The organism is Stutzerimonas chloritidismutans, assembly GCF_020783375.1.
GTDB lineage: Bacteria > Pseudomonadota > Gammaproteobacteria > Pseudomonadales > Pseudomonadaceae > Stutzerimonas > Stutzerimonas kunmingensis.
This window is the reverse complement of record NZ_CP086067.1, coordinates 1,008,437-1,026,214: the sequence shown is the minus strand read 5'-3', so window position 1 is coordinate 1,026,214 and position 17,778 is coordinate 1,008,437. Positions and strand designations below refer to the sequence as shown.

The 17,778-nt window shown below is 63.3% G+C and carries 18 protein-coding genes and 2 tRNA genes; 9 read left to right on the top strand and 11 right to left on the bottom strand.

Annotation, left to right across the window (positions count from 1 at the left end; translation table 11 throughout):
* Window positions 1-7: 7 nt before the first annotated feature.
* Genes prmC through hemA form a run of 3 tightly spaced genes read right to left on the bottom strand, consistent with a single transcriptional unit; the run spans window position 8 to window position 3,217 of the window.
* On the bottom strand, window positions 8-835 hold the full coding sequence (prmC, locus tag LLJ08_RS04700) for a peptide chain release factor N(5)-glutamine methyltransferase (RefSeq protein ID WP_228208322.1): 828 nt from the start codon (window positions 833-835) through the stop codon (window positions 8-10).
* A gap of 34 nt (window positions 836-869) precedes the next feature.
* Window positions 870-1,952, bottom strand: a complete 1,083-nt coding sequence (gene prfA, locus LLJ08_RS04695) for a peptide chain release factor 1 (RefSeq protein WP_011914265.1) — start codon at window positions 1,950-1,952, stop codon at window positions 870-872.
* Window positions 1,949-3,217 (bottom strand): glutamyl-tRNA reductase, encoded by a 1,269-nt coding sequence (gene hemA, locus LLJ08_RS04690; protein WP_014819346.1) that lies wholly within the window; start codon window positions 3,215-3,217, stop codon window positions 1,949-1,951. Before hemA ends, prfA begins: the two co-directional genes overlap by 4 nt.
* Before the next feature lie 200 nt (window positions 3,218-3,417).
* Here hemA and LLJ08_RS04685 point away from each other — a divergent pair, with 200 nt between their 5' ends.
* From LLJ08_RS04685 to ychF, 9 genes are all read left to right on the top strand, one after another.
* A complete protein-coding gene (locus tag LLJ08_RS04685; RefSeq protein WP_228208321.1) occupies window positions 3,418-5,145 on the top strand; it encodes a tetratricopeptide repeat protein in 1,728 nt (575 codons plus the stop codon).
* 3 nt (window positions 5,146-5,148) lie between these two features.
* On the top strand, window positions 5,149-5,769 hold the full coding sequence (lolB, locus tag LLJ08_RS04680; RefSeq protein WP_023446925.1) for a lipoprotein insertase outer membrane protein LolB: 621 nt from the start codon (window positions 5,149-5,151) through the stop codon (window positions 5,767-5,769).
* Window positions 5,770-6,630, top strand: coding sequence for a 4-(cytidine 5'-diphospho)-2-C-methyl-D-erythritol kinase (ispE, locus tag LLJ08_RS04675; RefSeq protein ID WP_023446924.1), 861 nt, complete (start codon window positions 5,770-5,772; stop codon window positions 6,628-6,630).
* 19 nt (window positions 6,631-6,649) lie between these two features.
* Window positions 6,650-6,724, top strand: a tRNA-Gln gene (locus tag LLJ08_RS04670).
* A gap of 52 nt (window positions 6,725-6,776) precedes the next feature.
* Window positions 6,777-6,851: transfer RNA gene (locus LLJ08_RS04665), tRNA-Gln, on the top strand.
* A gap of 78 nt (window positions 6,852-6,929) precedes the next feature.
* The gene (locus tag LLJ08_RS04660) at window positions 6,930-7,871 is read left to right on the top strand and encodes a ribose-phosphate pyrophosphokinase (protein WP_003294564.1); all 942 of its coding nucleotides are present in this window, start codon (window positions 6,930-6,932) and stop codon (window positions 7,869-7,871) included.
* A gap of 120 nt (window positions 7,872-7,991) precedes the next feature.
* On the top strand, window positions 7,992-8,609 hold the full coding sequence (locus LLJ08_RS04655) for a 50S ribosomal protein L25/general stress protein Ctc (protein ID WP_125862834.1): 618 nt from the start codon (window positions 7,992-7,994) through the stop codon (window positions 8,607-8,609).
* Window positions 8,610-8,642: 33 nt separating this feature from the next.
* A complete protein-coding gene (pth, locus tag LLJ08_RS04650; protein WP_014819341.1) occupies window positions 8,643-9,227 on the top strand; it encodes an aminoacyl-tRNA hydrolase in 585 nt (194 codons plus the stop codon).
* 24 nt (window positions 9,228-9,251) lie between these two features.
* Entirely contained in the window at window positions 9,252-10,352 is a 1,101-nt protein-coding gene (ychF, locus tag LLJ08_RS04645; RefSeq protein WP_023446969.1) for a redox-regulated ATPase YchF, read from the top strand.
* A 69-nt stretch (window positions 10,353-10,421) separates the two neighbouring features.
* On the opposite strand, the gene LLJ08_RS04640 is transcribed toward ychF, so the two are convergent.
* The 8 genes from LLJ08_RS04640 to LLJ08_RS04605 form a co-directional block, all read right to left on the bottom strand.
* Complete coding sequence (locus tag LLJ08_RS04640; RefSeq protein ID WP_228208320.1) at window positions 10,422-10,619, bottom strand: hypothetical protein; 198 nt, start codon at window positions 10,617-10,619, stop codon at window positions 10,422-10,424.
* Window positions 10,620-10,726: 107 nt separating this feature from the next.
* Window positions 10,727-11,734 (bottom strand): branched-chain amino acid ABC transporter permease, encoded by a 1,008-nt coding sequence (locus tag LLJ08_RS04635; RefSeq protein ID WP_038662708.1) that lies wholly within the window; start codon window positions 11,732-11,734, stop codon window positions 10,727-10,729.
* Window positions 11,735-11,736: 2 nt separating this feature from the next.
* Complete coding sequence (locus LLJ08_RS04630) at window positions 11,737-12,624, bottom strand: branched-chain amino acid ABC transporter permease (protein ID WP_044316223.1); 888 nt, start codon at window positions 12,622-12,624, stop codon at window positions 11,737-11,739.
* Between the two features lie 69 nt (window positions 12,625-12,693).
* Window positions 12,694-13,911 (bottom strand): ABC transporter substrate-binding protein, encoded by a 1,218-nt coding sequence (locus LLJ08_RS04625; protein ID WP_228208319.1) that lies wholly within the window; start codon window positions 13,909-13,911, stop codon window positions 12,694-12,696.
* A gap of 76 nt (window positions 13,912-13,987) precedes the next feature.
* The gene (locus LLJ08_RS04620; protein ID WP_038662714.1) at window positions 13,988-14,704 is read right to left on the bottom strand and encodes an ABC transporter ATP-binding protein; all 717 of its coding nucleotides are present in this window, start codon (window positions 14,702-14,704) and stop codon (window positions 13,988-13,990) included.
* Complete coding sequence (locus tag LLJ08_RS04615) at window positions 14,701-15,477, bottom strand: ABC transporter ATP-binding protein (protein ID WP_228208318.1); 777 nt, start codon at window positions 15,475-15,477, stop codon at window positions 14,701-14,703. Before LLJ08_RS04615 ends, LLJ08_RS04620 begins: the two co-directional genes overlap by 4 nt.
* 298 nt (window positions 15,478-15,775) lie before the next feature.
* A complete protein-coding gene (locus tag LLJ08_RS04610) occupies window positions 15,776-17,041 on the bottom strand; it encodes an OprD family porin (RefSeq protein WP_228208317.1) in 1,266 nt (421 codons plus the stop codon).
* Between the two features lie 102 nt (window positions 17,042-17,143).
* Window positions 17,144-17,749 carry a peroxidase-related enzyme gene (locus tag LLJ08_RS04605; RefSeq protein ID WP_228208316.1) on the bottom strand — a complete coding sequence of 202 codons (606 nt, stop codon included), beginning with the start codon at window positions 17,747-17,749 and terminating at the stop codon, window positions 17,144-17,146.
* Window positions 17,750-17,778: the final 29 nt, after the last annotated feature.

The following is a 17,778-nucleotide window of genomic DNA, read 5'->3' as shown; positions in this document are numbered from 1 at the left end:
AACGCAATCATGGCAGGCGGCCAAGGCTGATGCGCTCATGCCCACCCAGATCAAGCCGGCTTTGCACATCCTCGAAACCCTGGGAAAGCAAAAGCATGCGCACCGCCTCAGCCTGATCGTAACCGTGCTCCAGCAGCAACCAGCCACCCGACTGCAGATGCGCCGCCGCCTGGGCGATGATCGTGCGGATGTCGTCCAGGCCATCCGCACCCGCGATCAGCGCACTCTGCGGCTCGAAGCGGACATCGCCCTGCAGCAGGTGCGGGTCGCTGGCCGGAATATAGGGTGGATTGCTGACGATCATCTGGAACCGCTCGCCGTTCAGACCGGCAAACCAGTCGCTCAGGGTGAACGCCGCGTTGTGCAGTCCGAGCCGCAGCCGGTTGCGCTCAGCCAGCCTCACGGCGGCCTCGATACGGTCCACACCGCAGACCTGCCACGCCGGCCGCTCGGTCGCCAGAGCCAGCGCAATCGCGCCGGTGCCGGTGCCCAGATCGAGCACCCGGGCCGGTGCAGCGGAGAGCAGCTGCAGCGCGGTATCCACCAGCAGTTCGGTGTCAGGCCGGGGGATCAGCGTATCCGCTGCCACTTCAAGTTCCAGACTCCAGAAGCCCTGGCGCCCGAGAATGTAGGCGACCGGTTCACCCTGACGCCTCCGTGCGAGATCAGCAGCAAAGCGCGAGGCGCACTCTGCCGGCACCTCGCGCTCCGGCCAGGTGCGCAGATAGCTGGTCGACTTGTTCAGGGCGGCCGCGAGCAACCATTCGGCATCCAGCCTGGCGCTCGGCGAGTCCGGCAGATCGGCACTTTGCAGCAGGGACTCGATGGTTGGCATGAGGTGCTCTTAGCGCGGTGCGCAGCGAAAAGGATCAGTCGCCCAGCGCGGCCAGCTGGTCAGCCTGGTATTCCTGCAACAGCGGCTCGATGACCTGCTCCACGGCGCCGCCGATCACTTCGTTGAGCGAATACAGCGTCAGGTTGACGCGATGGTCGGTGACCCGGCCCTGGGGGAAATTGTAGGTACGGATACGTTCGGAGCGATCCCCGGAGCCGACCAGCAACTTGCGCGTCTCGGAGATTTCCTTGTGCGCCGCGGCGTCCTGGCGGTCCTGCAGCTTGGCGGCGAGCCAGGCCATGGCCTTGGCGCGGTTCTTGTGCTGCGAACGCTCTTCCTGACACTCGACCACAATGCCAGTGGGCAGGTGCGTGATACGAATCGCCGAGTCGGTCTTGTTGACGTGCTGACCGCCGGCGCCGGAGGAGCGATAGGTGTCGATACGCAGCTCTGCCGGATTGATCTCCACCGCCGCCTGCTCATCCGGCTCCGGTAACACCGCCACGGTGCAGGCGGAGGTGTGAATGCGTCCCTGGGATTCGGTCTCCGGCACGCGCTGCACGCGGTGCGCGCCGGATTCGAACTTGAGCTTGGCGTAGACGTTGTCACCCTCGACGCGGGAAATCACTTCCTTGTAGCCGCCGTGCTCGCCCTCACTCTCGGAGAGGATCTCGACGCGCCAGCCCTGCTTCTCGGCATAGCGCGAATACATGCGGAACAGATCGCCGGCAAAGATCGCCGCCTCGTCGCCGCCAGTGCCGGCGCGGATCTCGAGGAACACGTTGCGCCCGTCGTTGGGGTCCTTGGGCAGCAGCATGCGCTGCAGGTTGGCTTCAAGCGTCTCGAGCTGGGCCTTGGCTTCGGCAACCTCCTCCTCGGCCATCTCGCGCATGTCGGGATCGCTGTCCTTGAGCAGCGCCTGAGCGCCCTCGAGATCCTGCTGAACCTTGCACAGCTGCCGATAGGCGACGATCACCGGCTCGACTTCGGCGTACTCGCGGGAATAGGCGCGAAAACGGCTTTGATCGCTGATGACTTCGGCGTCGCCGAGCAGTGCGGTGAGTTCTTCGAAACGGTCCTGCAGGATGTCCAGCTTGTTCAGCAGCGAAGCTTTCATGGTTTTTCCGTGCCCTCGTGCAGGGCGAAGAGTTCCTGGGCCATGCTCAGCGCCTCGACGCGGCCCTCGGCGGAGAGTTTCTTCAGTTGCACGCTGGGTGCATGCAGCAGTTTGTTGGTCAGGCCACGGGCGAGCTGAACGAGAACCTCCTCGGCGCTGCCCCCATTGGCCAGCAGGCGCTGAGCCTTGCTCAGCTCGTCGTCGCGAATGCGCTCGGCGTGCTGCCGGTAGGCCTTGAGCACGTCCACCGCGGCCAGTTCGCGCAGGCGCTGCATGAAGTCCTCGGTGCCGGCCGCGACCAACTCCTCGGCGGCCTGGGCCGCGCCCTGGCGACTCTTGAGGTTCTCCGCAACCACCTCATGCAGATCGTCGACCGTGTACAGATAGACGTCGTCCAGCTCGCCGACCTGCGATTCGATGTCCCGCGGCACGGCGATATCGACCATGAACATCGGCTTGTGCTTGCGTCGCTTCAGCGCCTGTTCGACCGCGCCCTTGCCGAGAATCGGCAACTGGCTGGCGGTGGAGCTGATGACGATGTCGCTGTTGTGCAACTCGTCCGGGATATCGGCAAGCAGGATCGCCTGCGCCCCTAGCTCGGCGGCCAGCGCGCTGGCCCGCTCAAGCGTGCGGTTGGCGACCACGATCTTCTTCACGCCCTGCTCGTGCAGATGGCGCGCGACCAGGGTGATGGTCTCACCGGCGCCGATCAGCAGGGCCTGGCTGCGTTGCAGATTGCTGAAGATCTGCCGCGCCAGACTGACCGCGGCAAACGCCACCGAAACCGGGTTCTCGCCGATGGCGGTGTCGGTGCGCACGGTCTTCGCGGTGCTGAAGGTGGCCTGAAACAACCGGCCAAGCAGAGGCCCGACGCTGCCGGCCTCACGGGCGACCGCATAGGCTGACTTCATCTGCCCGAGAATCTGCGGTTCGCCCAGCACCAGCGAGTCGAGCCCGGAGGCGACGCGCATCATGTGGCGCACGGCCTGATCGTCGACATGCACATAGGCGCATGCCTTGAGCTCGTCGAGACTGAGACGGTGATAATTGGCCAGCCAGGCGAGCACAGCATCGGCCTCGACCTGATCCTGTTGCAGATACAGCTCGCTGCGATTGCAGGTCGAGAGGATCGCCGCTTCGCGGGTCGGAGTGACGCGGCACAGTTGCCGCAAGGCCTCGACCATCTGGTCGGGCGTGAAGGCTACGCGCTCGCGGACGTCCACCGAAGCGGTCTTGTGATTAATGCCAAGCGCGAGGAAAGCCATGCAGAATCGCTGATTCGATAACAGAGCGCGCAATTCTCCTACTTCGTCAGATGGAGAACAACCATTGCCCTCGATTGTCGGATTCGATTGGTACTGCCAATCAGCTACCGAACCGGCCTGCGCGCCTCCCAGGGCCCATGGGCTTGACCTGCGGCTTGTGTCATCATGCCGCGACCGCACACCAGCCGTACATTTCCCCTATGAAAAAACTCGCCGCACTTGCCGCCCTGCTGTTCATCGGCGGCTGCCAGACCTTCACGCAGCAAGCCCCCGAAAGCAGTCCGCCGGTCGAGGACGCTGCCCAGGAGAGCTCCGCCAGCGACGCGGCAGAGTACGGCTCGTTCAGTCGCCAATCCCTCTATGCACTTCTGGTCGCAGAGCTTGCCGGCCAGCGCAACCGCTTCGACATTGCCCTGGGCAATTACGTACAGCAGGCGCATGCGACACAGGACGCCGGCGTCGCCGAACGCGGATTCCGTATCGCCGAATACCTTGGCGCAGACCAGGCGGCGCTGGATACCGCAATGATCTGGGCGCGCAACGCCCCCGACAGTCTCGACGCGCAGCGCGCCGCAGCCGTGCAGCTGGCCCGCGCCGGGCGTTACGAAGAATCGCTCGAGTTCATGGAGAAGGTTCTGCAGGGCCAGGGCGACACTCATTTCGATTTCCTCGCCCTTTCGGCCTCGGAAACCGACCCGGACACCCGCGCCGGCCTGCTGCAAAGCTTCGACAAGCTGCTGGTCAAACACCCCGACAATCCACAGCTCTCCTTCGGCAAGGCCGTGCTGCTGCAACAGGATGATCGCAGCGAGGAAGCACTGGCACTGCTGCAGAAGCAGCCGGGCACGGAGCGGCAGATCCCGTCCATCCTGCTCGAAGCACGCCTGCTGCACAGCTTGCAGCGCAGCGACGAAGCGATCCCGCTGCTCGAGCGAAGCCTGCGCCAGCACCCCGAGGACAAGCGTCTGCGCCTGACCTATGCGCGCCTTCTGGTGGAACAGGAGCGCCTGGAAGACGCCATGGGCGAGTTCGCCACCTTGGTCCAGCAGCACCCCACCGACGACGACCTGCGCTTCTCCATGGCGCTGGTCTGCATGGAGGCTGAGGCCTGGCGCGAAGCCACCGTGTACCTGGAAGAGCTGATCGAACGCGGCAGCCACGTTGACGCGGCTTACTTCAATCTTGGCCGTGCCTATCAGGCGATGGACAAGAACGCCAAGGCGCTCGACGCGCTAGCTCAAGTCGGCCCTGGCAACGAATACCTGCCAGCGAAGCTGCTGCAGAGCCAGCTGCTCTATTCCGGCAATCGCGACCAGGAAGCATCTGCGGTGCTGGCCGACGCACGCCAGCAGCAGCCTGACTACGCCATCCAGCTGTACCTGATCGAGATCGAAGCGCTCTCCGAGCAGGACCGCACCGAGCAAGGCTGGCAACTGGTGGAGCAGGCGCTTGCCGATTTCCCCGACGACCTCAACCTGCTGTACACCCGCGCCATGCTTGCGGAAAAGCGCGGCGATCTGGCGCAACTGGAACGCGACCTGCGCTTCATCATCGAGCGTGAGCCGGACAACGCCATGGCGCTCAACGCGCTCGGCTACACCCTGGCCGACCGTACTGATCGCCACAAGGAAGCGCTCCAGCTGATCGAGCAGGCCTACCAGCTCAACCCCGACGACCCGGCGATCCTCGACAGCCTCGGCTGGGTCAACTTCCGCCTGGGCAATCTGACCGAGGCCGAAACGCTGCTGCGCAAGGCGCTGCAACGCTTTGCCGACCACGAAGTCGCCGCGCACCTGGGCGAGGTGCTTTGGGCTCAGGGTGAACACAGCGAGGCCCGCGCGGTCTGGTCGAAGGCACTCAAACTACAACCGGACAGCCAGATCCTGCGCGAAACGCTGAAACGGTTGACCGGATCGGAGAAGCCCTGACCCATGTCCCTGTTGAAAAACCTTCTTGCTCCCTGCCTGGCCCTCCTGCTTGCTGGCTGTGCCGGGCTAGGCCCACGCGAATCGGTTGAAGGCCCCGGCAATGCCTCCGCCTGGAAAGAGCATCGCAGCCAGGTCGCGACGGTCGATGGCTGGCAGATCAGCGGCAAGATCGGCATTCGCGCACCACAGGAATCCGGCAGCGGCACACTGTTCTGGCTGCAGCGCCAGGACTACTTCGACATTCGCCTGTCCGGCCCCCTGGGCCGAGGCGCCACCCGCCTGACCGGCCGCCCCGACGCCGTATCTCTGGAAGTCGCAGGCCAGGGCCGATTCGAAGCCGAATCCCCGGAGGCCCTGGTCGAAGCGCAGCTCGGCTGGCAGCTGCCGGTGTCGCACCTGCTCTGGTGGGTGCGTGGCTTGCCTGCGCCGGACAGCCGCAGCCGTCTGAGCCTGGACAGCGAGAGCCGCCTGGCACGACTGGAACAGGACGGCTGGCAGGTCGACTACCTGGCATACGGCGAACACAACGGCTTTACGCTGCCCGAGCGCATCCGCCTGCAAGGCCATGACCTGCAGATCACCCTGGTGGTCAAGGACTGGCAAGCGCGCCAGCTGGGCCGCTGAATGCAGACGCTGACCCTGCCGGCACCGGCCAAACTCAATCTGATGCTGCATATCGTCGGCCGCCGCGCAGACGGCTATCACGAGCTGCAGACGCTGTTCCAGTTTCTCGACCATGGCGACGAACTCGGCTTCCGCCTGCGTGCTGACGGCGAGATTCGCCTGCATACCGCGCTGCCGGGCGTCGATCACGAGAGTAACCTGATCGTCCGTGCGGCGCGCCTGCTGCAGCGTGCCAGCAGCTGCTCGCTCGGCGCAGATATCACCCTGCTCAAACGTCTGCCCATGGGCGGCGGCATCGGCGGCGGCAGCTCCGACGCAGCGACCACCCTGCTCGGCCTCGACCACCTGTGGCAACTGCACCTGGGCGAAGACCGACTGGCCGCGCTGGGGTTGACCCTGGGCGCCGACGTACCGGTGTTCGTACGCGGCCGGGCGGCATTTGCCGAGGGGGTTGGCGAGCGCCTGCAACCGGTCGATTTGCCCGAGCCATGGTTCCTCGTAATCGCGCCGCAAGTCTCTGTTAGTACAGCGGAAATATTTGCCGACCCAGAGTTGACACGTAATACCCCGGCCATTACAGTTCGCAGCCTTCTTGCAGGGGGCGGTCATAATGACTGTCAGCCAATAGTCGAGAAGCGTTATCCAGAAGTTCGTAACGCTTTGAGCTTGTTGAACAAATTCGTTCCGGCAAGCATGACTGGCACTGGAGCTTGTGTGTTTGGGAGCTTCCCAAACGAAGGCGAGGCTGATAAAGTCCGCCGCCAACTTCCAGACACTTTGCCAAGTTTCGTTGCCCACGGTCGTAACGTTTCGATGTTGCACCGAAGCCTTGAAAAACTGGCGCAGGAAGCGAGTGCGTAGCACACAGGTTGTACGATACAGGGGCGTCGCCAAGCGGTAAGGCACCAGGTTTTGATCCTGGCATGCGTTGGTTCGAATCCAGCCGCCCCTGCCATAACCTCCCAAGGTTCGTACGACTGCAACGGCACCAATGAAGTTGACCCTACAGGGGCGTCGCCAAGCGGTAAGGCACCAGGTTTTGATCCTGGCATGCGTTGGTTCGAATCCAGCCGCCCCTGCCATACACTTGAAGCTGTTCAGAAGCTTGCCTTTTGAACAGCTTTTTATTCATCGGACCCACCCTCAGGCAGGTACTGCGCGTGTCCAAGATGATGGTCTTCACGGGGAACGCCAACCCCGACCTGGCCCGGCGTGTCGTACGTCAGCTGCATATCCCTCTCGGTGATGCCTACGTCGGAAAGTTCTCCGACGGCGAAATCAGTGTCGAGATCAACGAGAACGTTCGCGGTAAGGACGTATTTCTGATCCAGCCGACCTGCGCTCCGACCAACGACAACCTGATGGAACTGGTGGTACTGGCCGACGCCTTCCGCCGCTCCTCGGCGTCGCGCATCACCGCAGTGATCCCCTACTTCGGTTATGCCCGCCAGGATCGTCGCCCGCGCTCTGCCCGTGTACCGATCAGCGCCAAGGTCGTGGCCGACATGCTCGACGTCGTTGGCGTCAACCGTGTGCTGACCGTTGACCTGCACGCCGACCAGATCCAGGGCTTCTTCGACATGCCGGTGGACAACATCTACGGCTCGCCGGTCCTGGTCGATGACATCCAGGCTCAGCGCTTCGAGAACCTGATGATCGTCTCCCCGGACATCGGTGGTGTGGTCCGCGCCCGTGCCGTGGCCAAATCCCTCGGCGTCGACCTGGCGATCATCGACAAGCGTCGGCCGAAAGCCAACCAGTCCGAAGTGATGCACATCATCGGTGATATCGAAGGCCGTACCTGCATCCTCGTCGATGACATGGTCGATACCGCCGGCACCCTGTGCCATGCAGCCAAGGCGCTGAAGGATCATGGCGCCGCCAAGGTCTACGCCTACTGCACGCACCCGATCTTGTCCGGCCGCGCCATCGAGAACATCGAAGGCTCCGTGCTCGACGAGCTGGTGGTGACCAACACCATCCCGCTGTCGGCTGCCGCACAGTCCTGCACCCGAATTCGCCAACTGGACATCGCGCCAGTGGTGGCTGAAGCGGTTCGCCGCATCAGCAATGCCGAATCGATCAGCGCGATGTTCCGCTAAGCGAAAAGCTTCGCGAATCGCACTGAACGTAATGTGCCCCGCCTCGTGCGGGGCTTTTTGCCCAACAGCCCGAGCGCTGGTCGCAAGCGCGACAGGTAATGTTGCTACTGGAGAATCACCATGAACGATTTCACTCTGAATGCCCAAGTGCGTTCCGACCTGGGGAAAGGTGCGAGCCGCCGCCTGCGTCGTAACGCCGCCCTGGTTCCGGCCGTCATCTACGGTGGCGATAAGGCCCCGCAGTCCATCAGCATCCTGGCCAAGGACTTCGCCAAGCTGCTGGAAAACGAAGCCTCCTTCAGCCACGTGCTGAACCTGAACGTCGACGGCCAGAACGAATCCGTTCTGATCAAGGCACTGCAGCGCCATCCGGCCAAGAGCTTTGTCCTGCACGCTGACTTCGTTCGCGTCGTTGCCGGCCACAAGCTGACCGCCACCGTTCCCCTGCACTTCATCAACCAGGAAACCTCCGTGGGCGTGAAGAAGCAAGGCGGCGAAATCCTGCACAACCTGAACGAAGTCGAAGTTTCCTGCCTGCCGCAAGACCTGCCGGAATTCATCGAAGTCGACATGATCAACGTCGAAGTCGGCCAGGTTCTGCACATGACCGACATCAAGCTGCCGAAAGGCGTTGAGCTGGTCGCCCTGGCCCACGGCAGCGACCTGCCGGTAGCCAACGTTCACGCTCCGCGCGTGAGCAAGGAAGACGCTCCGAAAGAAGAAGACGCTGCCGAGTAATCCACTCGCATAGTCGAAGAAGAGGCCCCCGTCGTGACTGCCGTAAAACTGATCGTCGGCCTGGGAAACCCAGGCCCTGAATACGACCAGACCCGGCACAACGCGGGGGCTCTTTTCGTTGAGCGTCTGGCTGCCCGTGAAGGCGTCTCGCTCAGCAACGATCGCAAGTACTTTGGCCTGGTCGGCAAGTTCAGCCATCAGGGTGAAGACATCCGCCTGCTTATCCCCACTACCTACATGAACCGCAGCGGTCAGGCGGTGGCGGCATTGGCCGGCTTTTTCAGAATTCCCCCCGAGTCCATCCTGGTCGCCCATGATGAGCTCGATATGCCCCCGGGCGTCGCCAAACTCAAGCAGGGTGGCGGTCATGGCGGGCACAACGGGCTGCGTGACATCATCGCCAAGCTCGGCAATCAGAACGGCTTTCATCGCCTGCGCCTGGGTATCGGCCATCCTGGCCACGCCAGCCTGGTCAGTGGCTACGTACTGGGCCGCGCACCGCAGACCGAGCGCGAAAAGCTCGACGCCAGCATCGACTTTGCGCTGGATGTCGTGCCAGAAATCCTGGCCGGCGACTGGACCCGCGCGATGCAGCGCCTGCACAGCCAGAAGGCCTGAACCTAACTCCGAGGCAAGATCACCATGGGATTCAACTGCGGCATCGTCGGTCTGCCCAACGTCGGCAAGTCCACCCTGTTCAACGCCCTGACCAAATCCGGCATCGCGGCTGAGAACTTTCCCTTCTGCACCATCGAGCCGAACAGCGGCATCGTGCCGATGCCCGATCCGCGCCTCGACGCGCTGGCGGCGATCGTCAAGCCGGAGCGGGTGATCCCGACCACCATGGAGTTCGTCGACATCGCCGGCCTGGTCGCCGGCGCTTCGAAGGGCGAAGGCCTGGGCAACAAATTCCTCGCCAACATCCGCGAAACCGACGCCATCGCCCATGTGGTGCGCTGCTTCGAAGACGAGAACGTCATCCACGTCGCCAACAGCGTGGACCCCAAGCGTGACATCGAGATCATCGACCTCGAACTGATCATGGCCGACCTCGACAGTTGCGAGAAGCAGCTGCAGCGCGTCGCCCGTACCGCCAAGGGCGGCGACAAGGAAGCGGTCGCACAGAAGGGGCTGCTGGAGAAGCTGATCCCGCACCTCACCGAAGGCAAGCCGGCACGCAGCCTGCTGAAGAGCTTCAGTGACGAGGAAAAGCGCCTGGCCAAGACCTTCCACCTGCTGACCACCAAGCCGGTGATGTACATCGCCAACGTCGCCGAGGATGGCTTCGAGAACAACCCGCTCCTGGACGTGGTCAACGCCATCGCCGAGGAAGAAGGCGCCATCGTCGTGCCGGTGTGCAACAAGATCGAGGCCGAGATCGCCGAGCTGGACGATCTGGAAGAGATGCAGATGTTCCTCGAAACCATGGGTATGGAAGAACCAGGTCTGAACCGTGTGATCCGCGCCGGTTACGAGCTGCTCAACCTGCAGACCTACTTCACCGCCGGCGTGAAGGAAGTCCGCGCCTGGACCGTCAGAATCGGTGCGACCGCTCCGCAGGCGGCCGCGGTGATCCACACCGATTTCGAGAAAGGCTTCATCCGCGCTGAAGTCATCGCGTATGACGACTTCATCCAGTACAAGGGCGAAGCCGGCGCCAAGGAAGCCGGCAAGTGGCGCCTGGAAGGCAAGGAATACATCGTCAAGGACGGTGATGTCATGCACTTCCGCTTCAACGTCTAAGCGTCCTCATGCTGAAAAGGCCCCGACTCGTCGGGGCCTTTTAGTTTCTATCGAAGGGAGTGCAATCCGTTAAAGCGGACCAGGGTCGGGCATCGGATCCGGCGGCGGAGCGACCTTCTCGAGTTGTTCGAGCACTTCTTCCGGCAGCTCGTCCGGGCCTTCGAACTCGGTATCGCTGTCGGCGTCGTCGAGGTCGTTAAGGGGCGATTCGTCGGCTCGCCAGGCCCAAGTGGGTTGCGGCTGCATTTGGGGTTCGGTGCCAGGCATGGCTCTGTCCTCTGAAAGGGGCCTGGGACGTTAGGCATGTATCCCTGCAGCGGGTTCGCCGATGGCGAGACCGTCCGGCGTAATCTGGACGGCCCCGCATCGGATCGCTACTTGAAGTTGCGCTTCACCAGCCGTTCCAGCCAGCCGACGATGCCGGAGCGGAACAGCAGCACGCAGAGCACGAAGATCACCCCGAGGATCACATGCACCCACTCCCCCAACGGTCCGTTGGACAGCGAGCTTTGTAGCGTCACCACCACGGTGGCGCCGACCAGCGGCCCGAGGATGGTGCCGACGCCGCCGAGCAGGGTCATCAGAATGACCTCGCCGGACATGTGCCAGTGCGCGTCGGTCAGCGAGGCCAGCTGGAACACCACGGTCTTGGTCGCGCCAGCCAGGCCGGCAAGCGCCGCGGAGATGACGAACGCCAGCAGCTTGTGCCGGTCGACGTTGTAGCCGAGCGACACGGCGCGCGGCTCGTTCTCGCGGATGGCCTTGAGCACCTGCCCGTAGGGCGAGTGGATGGTGCGCTGGATGATGGCGAAGCCAATGACGAACACCGCCAGCACGAAGTAGTACATGGCCATGTTGTTCTTCATGTCGACGAGGCCGAACAGATGCCCGCGCGGCACGCCCTGCAACCCGTTTTCGCCACCGGTGAACGGCGCCTGGACGAAGACGAAGAACACCAGCTGCGCCAGAGCCAGCGTGATCATCGCGAAATAGATGCCCTGCCTGCGGATCGCCAGCATGCCGAACAGCGCACCGAGCACCGTCGAGGCCAGCGTGCCGGCGAGTATCCCCAGCTCGGTGCTGAGCCCGCTGTAGCTGCTCAGCATGTAGCCGGTGATGTAGCCGCCGGTGGCGAAGAACGCCGCATGGCCGAAGGACAGCAGCCCTGCGTAGCCGAGCAGCAGGTTGAAGGCGCAGGCGAACAGGGCGAAGCACAGCAGCTTCATCAGGAACACCGGATACACCGCCAGCGGCGCCAACAGCGCGATCACCAGCAACACCGCGTAGAAAATCTTCTGCCGCCGTGCGGCCGCGTGCCTGCGCTCGCGTACCACACTGGCCTGCCGTAGCGATGCGGCCTGCACGTTTGCCGGATTCGTCATGCTCATGCCTCCTTACCAAAGAGTCCCGCAGGACGAATCAGCAGCACCGCCACCATGACCAGGAACACCACGGTGTTAGCAGCTTCCGGATAGAACACCTTGGTCAGCCCCTCGATCAGACCCATGGCGATGCCGGTGATGATGGCGCCGAGGATCGAGCCCATGCCGCCGATCACCACCACGGCGAACACCACGATCAGCAGGTTCGAGCCCATGCCCGGCGTCACCGCGTAGATCGGCGCAGCCAGCACGCCGGCGAAGGCCGCCAGAGCCACACCGTAGCCGTAGGTCAGGGTCACCAGCAGCGGCACGTTGATGCCGAAGCCCTGCATCAGTTTCGGGTTCTCGGTGCCGGCGCGCAGATAGGAACCCAGCCGCGTGCGTTCGATGACGTACCAGGTCGCCAGGCACACCACCAGCGCGGCGACGATCACCCAGGCGCGGTAGGTCGGCAGAAACATGAAGCCGAGATTGAAGCCGCCACGCAGCAACTCCGGCATTGGATAGGACGAGCCGGACACGCCGAACAGCTTGACGAAGCTGCCCTCGACGATCAGCGCCAGGCCGAAGGTCAGCAGCAATCCGTAAAGGTGATCCTCACCGGCAATGCGCCGCAGCAGCCCGCGCTCGATGGCCATGCCCAGGCAACCCACCACCAACGGCGCCAGCACCAGCGCGAACCAGTAGCTCACACCCAGGTAGTTCAGCCCGAGGAAGGCCACGAAGGCGCCCAGCATGTACTGCGCACCATGGGCGAAGTTGATGATGCGCAGCAGGCCGAAGATGATCGCCAGGCCCAGGCTCAGCAGTGCGTAGAACGCCCCGTTGATCAGGCCGAGCAGCAGCTGCCCGAGCAGTACGCTCAGGGGTACGCCGAATAGGAGAGTCATGGTTCACCACCCAAAGGAAGTCCGTGGCACCCGGCCGTTACCGACCGGGTGATGGCGCGGCCTAGCCGTTTACTCTTTGGCGACCAGCTTGGTGCACTGGGTTTCGGCGATCGGCCGGTAGGCCTGCTCTCCCGGGATGGTGCTGACGATCTTGTAGAGGTCCCACTCACCGCTGGATTCGGCCGGCGTCTTGACCTGCACCAGATACATGTCATGCACCATGCGGCCGTCCTCACGGATACGGCCATCCTTGGCGAACATGTCGTTGACCGGGGTCTTGGCCATCTGTGCACGCACCGCGACGGTCTCGTCGGTGCCGGCGGCCTTTACAGCGTTCAGATAATGCGTTGTGGCCGAATAGATGCCGGCGTGCACCATGCCCGGCATGCGCTTGGTGCGCTCGTAGTAGCGCTTGGCCCAGGCGCGGGTGTCGTCGTTCATGTCCCAGTACCAGCCGGTAGTCAGCATCAGGCCCTGGGTCACGTCCAGGCCCATGGCATGGATGTCGTTGAGGAACACCACCATGCCGGCGAGCTTCTGCCCGGACTGGGTGACGCCGAATTCGCTGGCGGTCTTCAGCGAGTTGACCGTATCGGCACCGGCGTTGGCCAGGGCGATCACCTCAGCTCCGGAGCCCTGCGCCTGCAGCATGTAGGAAGAGAAATCGTTGCTTGGGAACGGATGGCGGACCTTGCCGACGACGCTGCCGCCCTCGCCTTCCACCACCTTGGTGATGTCGTTTTCCATAGCGTGGCCGAAGGCATAGTCGGCGGTGAGGATGTACCAGCTCTTGCCCCCATCGGCGAGTACGGCCTTGGCCGTGCCATTGGCCAGCGCGTAGGTATCGTAGGTCCAGTGGATATGGTTCGGTGAGCAGAACTCGTTGGTGATGCTGGAGGCCGCCGCGCCGGAGATCAGCGCCAGCTTGCCGCCCTGCTCCACCACCTTGCTTGCGGCCAGCACCACGGAACTGGCGACCATGCCGGTCACCATGTCGACGTTGCGCTCGTCGATCCACTGGCGCACGGTATTGGCGCCGACGTCAGGTTTGTTCAGGTCGTCGGCGTGGAAGACGACGATCTTCTTGCCGTCGACCTTGCCGCCGAAATCCTCCACCGCCATCTTCAACGCTTCCAGGCCGCCCGGGCCGGAGAGGTCGCGATAGGTGCCGGACATGTCGGCCAGGTAGCCGATGCGGATTTCGTCGTTGCTGATCTCGGCCTGGGCGGCCGAAGCGATCAGGGAAGAAGCCAGGATGGCGCTCGCGCTCTTGCGGAAAAAGCTCATGTATTCACCACTCTCGATTGTTTTTGTTGTGGTTCGGGCCGGCATCCACTGCGGCCGGTTTACAGCTTCCTGAGGTTCACACCCCGAGACAGGAATTGAGGAAGTCCTTCTTCGAATCCAGCTCCGCCGCCTCGATCTCCTCGATGATGCGGCCGTGCTCCATGACGTAATGGCGGTCGGCCAACGGCGCGGCGAAGCGGAAGTTCTGCTCCACCAGGACGATGGTCAGGCCGCGCTGCTTGAGCTTGATCAGTACCTCGCCAAGCTTCTGCACGATGACCGGCGCCAGGCCTTCGGTGATCTCGTCGAGCAGCAGCAGGTTGGCACCGGTGCGCAGGATGCGCGCCATGGCCAGCATCTGCTGCTCGCCACCGGAGAGCCGCGTGCCCTGGCTGAAGCGGCGTTCGTAGAGGTTGGGAAACATCTCGTAGAGTTCGTCCAGGCTCATCCCGCCGCTGCGCACCGTCGGCGGCAGCAGCAGGTTCTCCTCGACGCTCAGGCTGGCGAAGATGCCGCGCTCTTCCGGGCAGTAGCCAACGCCCAGCCGCGGAATCTGGTGGGCCGGCATACCGATGGTTTCGTTGCCGTTGACCACGATGGAGCCGGTGCGCCGACCGACCATGTTCATGATCGCCCGCAGCGTGGTGGAGCGCCCGGCGCCGTTGCGTCCGAGCAGGGTCACCAGCTCGCCGCGGCCGACCACCAGATCGACGCCATGCAGAATGTGCGACTCGCCGTAGAAGGCGTGCAGATCGCTGACGCGCAGCTGATCGCGGTCCATGGGCGGGGTCATGCGTGCGCCTCCTCGAGAGCTGCGGCTTCGCTGCCGAGATAGGCTTCGCGCACCTGCGGGTTGGCCGAAACACTTTCGTAGTCGCCCTCGGCGAGCACCGAGCCGCGCGCCAGCACAGTGATGCGATCGCACAGGCGGCTGACCACGCTGAGGTTGTGCTCGACCATCAGCACCGTGCGGTTGGCCGCGGCCTTGCGCACCAGTTCGACGACCATGTCCACGTCTTCGCTGCCCATACCCTGGGTCGGTTCGTCGAGCAGCAGCACGAAGGGGTCGAGCGCCAGGGTGGTGGCCAGCTCCAGCGCGCGCTTGCGGCCGTAGGGCAGCTCGACGGCGAGGGTCTGGGCGAAGGATTGCAGATCGACTTCAGCGAGCAGCTGCATCACCTGGTCGTCCAGCTCGCGCAGGCTGCGTTCGGATTTCCAGAAATGAAAGGAATTGCCCATCTTCTGCTGCAGCGCGACACGCACGTTTTCCAGCACGCTCATGTGGCCGAACACTGCGGAAATCTGGAACGAGCGCACCAGGCCGAGTCGGGCGATCTCGTTGGCCTTCATCGAGGTGATGTTCTTGCCGCGATAGACGATCTCGCCGCGGGTAGGCGTGAGGAATTTGGTGAGCAGATTGAATACGGTGGTCTTGCCGGCGCCGTTGGGGCCGATAAGCGCATGGATGTGACCCTGACGGACCTTCAGATCGACGGAATCCACTGCGGTGAAGCCGCGGAATTCCTTGGTCAGGCCGCGCGTTTCCAGCACGAACTCTGGTTCCATGGGGTGCCCTCTAACCTTGATTGTTGTTGTTGGTTATGGCGCAGGTCGCTGCATGACCTTTACGTAAACGATAACAACCAGTTTCCGTATACGGCAAGTGGCTTTTTCAAACGGGTGATTGAGCGGTAAAGCGGGCAAATCAGAGGCAAAAGGCCAGTATTTGTCGCGCCATTGAGGTAGTTGGTTTGCATCGGCGATGCAAACCGCGAGCGCCGAAAGAAGGCTCGGCCGACGCAGAAAAAGCCGGGCCTATGCGGCCCGGAAATTTCCAACGAGGAGGTTCACAGCGGTTTCGCGGTTACCACAACGGCAGGCTGTAGCTGACGATGAAGCGGTTCTCGTCCAGGTCGCTTTGGAAGTTGCTTCGCGTGGTGGCGTTGCGCAGCTTGAGGCCAAGGTTTTTCAGCGGGCCGCTCTGGATGACGTAGGCGATGTCGGTGTTGCGCTCCCAGGTCTTGCCTTCGCTGGCGCCGGCGCCACGGTCGACGTTGTCACCGGAGACGTAACGGGTCATCAGGCTCAGCCCGGGAATGCCCATGGCGGCGAAGTCGTAGTCGTAGCGGACCTGCCAGGAACGCTCGTCCTGGTTACCGAAATCGTTGATCTGCAACAGGTTGATCAACGCGTTATCGCCACCGGCGACATAGGCGAAACCGGTATCGCCGCTCATGTGCTGATAGCCGCCGGTGAAGGCGTGACCGCCATGCTTGTAGGTGAACAGCGCGCCGAAGGCGTCGTTGTCGACATTGCTGCCGCCATCGTCGGTGGAGCGCACATAGCGCAGGTCGGTCTTGAAGCTCTGCGACTCGCCGATCGGCAGCACATGGACCAGGCTGAGGTTGTGCTGGTCGTAGATGCCGTCCAGCCCACCGTAGTAGTAGCTGGTGGCTAACTGTGGCGACCAGTCGTAGCGTCCGCCGGCAAAGAGGAACTCGTCGCTGCTGTTGCCGCCGCTACCGAAGGTGATGTTGCGCAGCCCGCCGTTGAACACCATCATCTCCTGGTAATCGGAGGAGTCGCGATAGCTCGTGCGATCGAGCATGCCGAGATCCAGCGTCAGGCCTGTGACTTCCTTGCTCTGCAGCCAGGCGCCGCGATAGATGTTCGGCAGCAGACGGCTGTCGTTGCGCATCAGCACCGGGATCACCGGTTGCAGGGTGCCCACGTGCAGCGTGGTGGCGGACAGCTTGGCCTTCGCGGTCAGGCCCGCCGTGCCGTAGTCGTCGGCTGGTTCACCGGAGGCCGAGCGTGGCAGCAGGCCGGTGCCACCGCGACCGGAGCCGGAGTCGAGTTTGACGCCGAGCAGGCCGATGGCATCCAGACCGAAACCGACCGGCCCTTCCGTGTAGCCGGATTCCATTTTCAGGATGAAGCCCTGGGCCCACTCCTCGGCCTTGGACTGGCCGTCCCCCGAACGGAAGTCGCGGTTCATGTAGAAGTTGCGCAGTTCGACAGCGGCCTTGCTGTCTTCGATGAAGGCGGCCGAAGCCGTGTTGGACATGCCCAGAATGGCTGCAGCCAGGCTGGAAAGCAGGAAGGTCCGGCTTGCTGGTTTCAGTTGCATAGCTTTCTCTCTTGTTGTTGTGATCGTTGATGCAGCTGTTGAGCCCGACTGCGAACTGCCCGGGCTCGGATTACCACTTCATGCGGTAATGCGGTGTCGCGCTCAGCGCGCGGTGCTTCTGGGCACGCGGCCCAGCAGGTAGAACTCGTCGTTGGGCGGGGTGCGCGCCATGGACACCAGCCGGTTGGAGAGGCCGAACAGCCCGGCGATGGCGCCGATGTCCCAGATGTCGTCGAGGCTGAAACCCTGGGCTTCCAGCCGCGCTTGCCAGGCGTCGTCCAGCACGCCGCGCCCTGCAGCAAGGTGCAGGGCGAAATCGAGCATCGTGCGCTGACGTTCGGAGATCGGCGCGGTGAGGTAGTTGACGGCGATCTGGTCGGCCAGCTGCGCGTCCTTGGCGAGGATGCGCAAAATCGCGCCATGGGCGACCACGCAATACAGGCAGCCGTGGTCGGCGCTGACCGCCACCACGATCATCTCCTTCTCGGCCTGGGTCAGGCTGTCGGCTTCGCGCTCCATCAGCGCATCGTGATAGGCGAAGAAGGCGCGAAACTCCGCCGGCCGATGAGCCAGCATGAGAAACACGTTGGGGATGAAACCGGCCTTTTCCTGCACGGCGAGAATCCGTTCGCGCAGGTCGGCGGGCAGCGAGTCGAGGCTATCGGGCAACGGAAAACGGCTGATCGACTGAGCAATAGGCAGCGCCATGGAAAGCTCCTTTTCGGATTAGCGAGTGG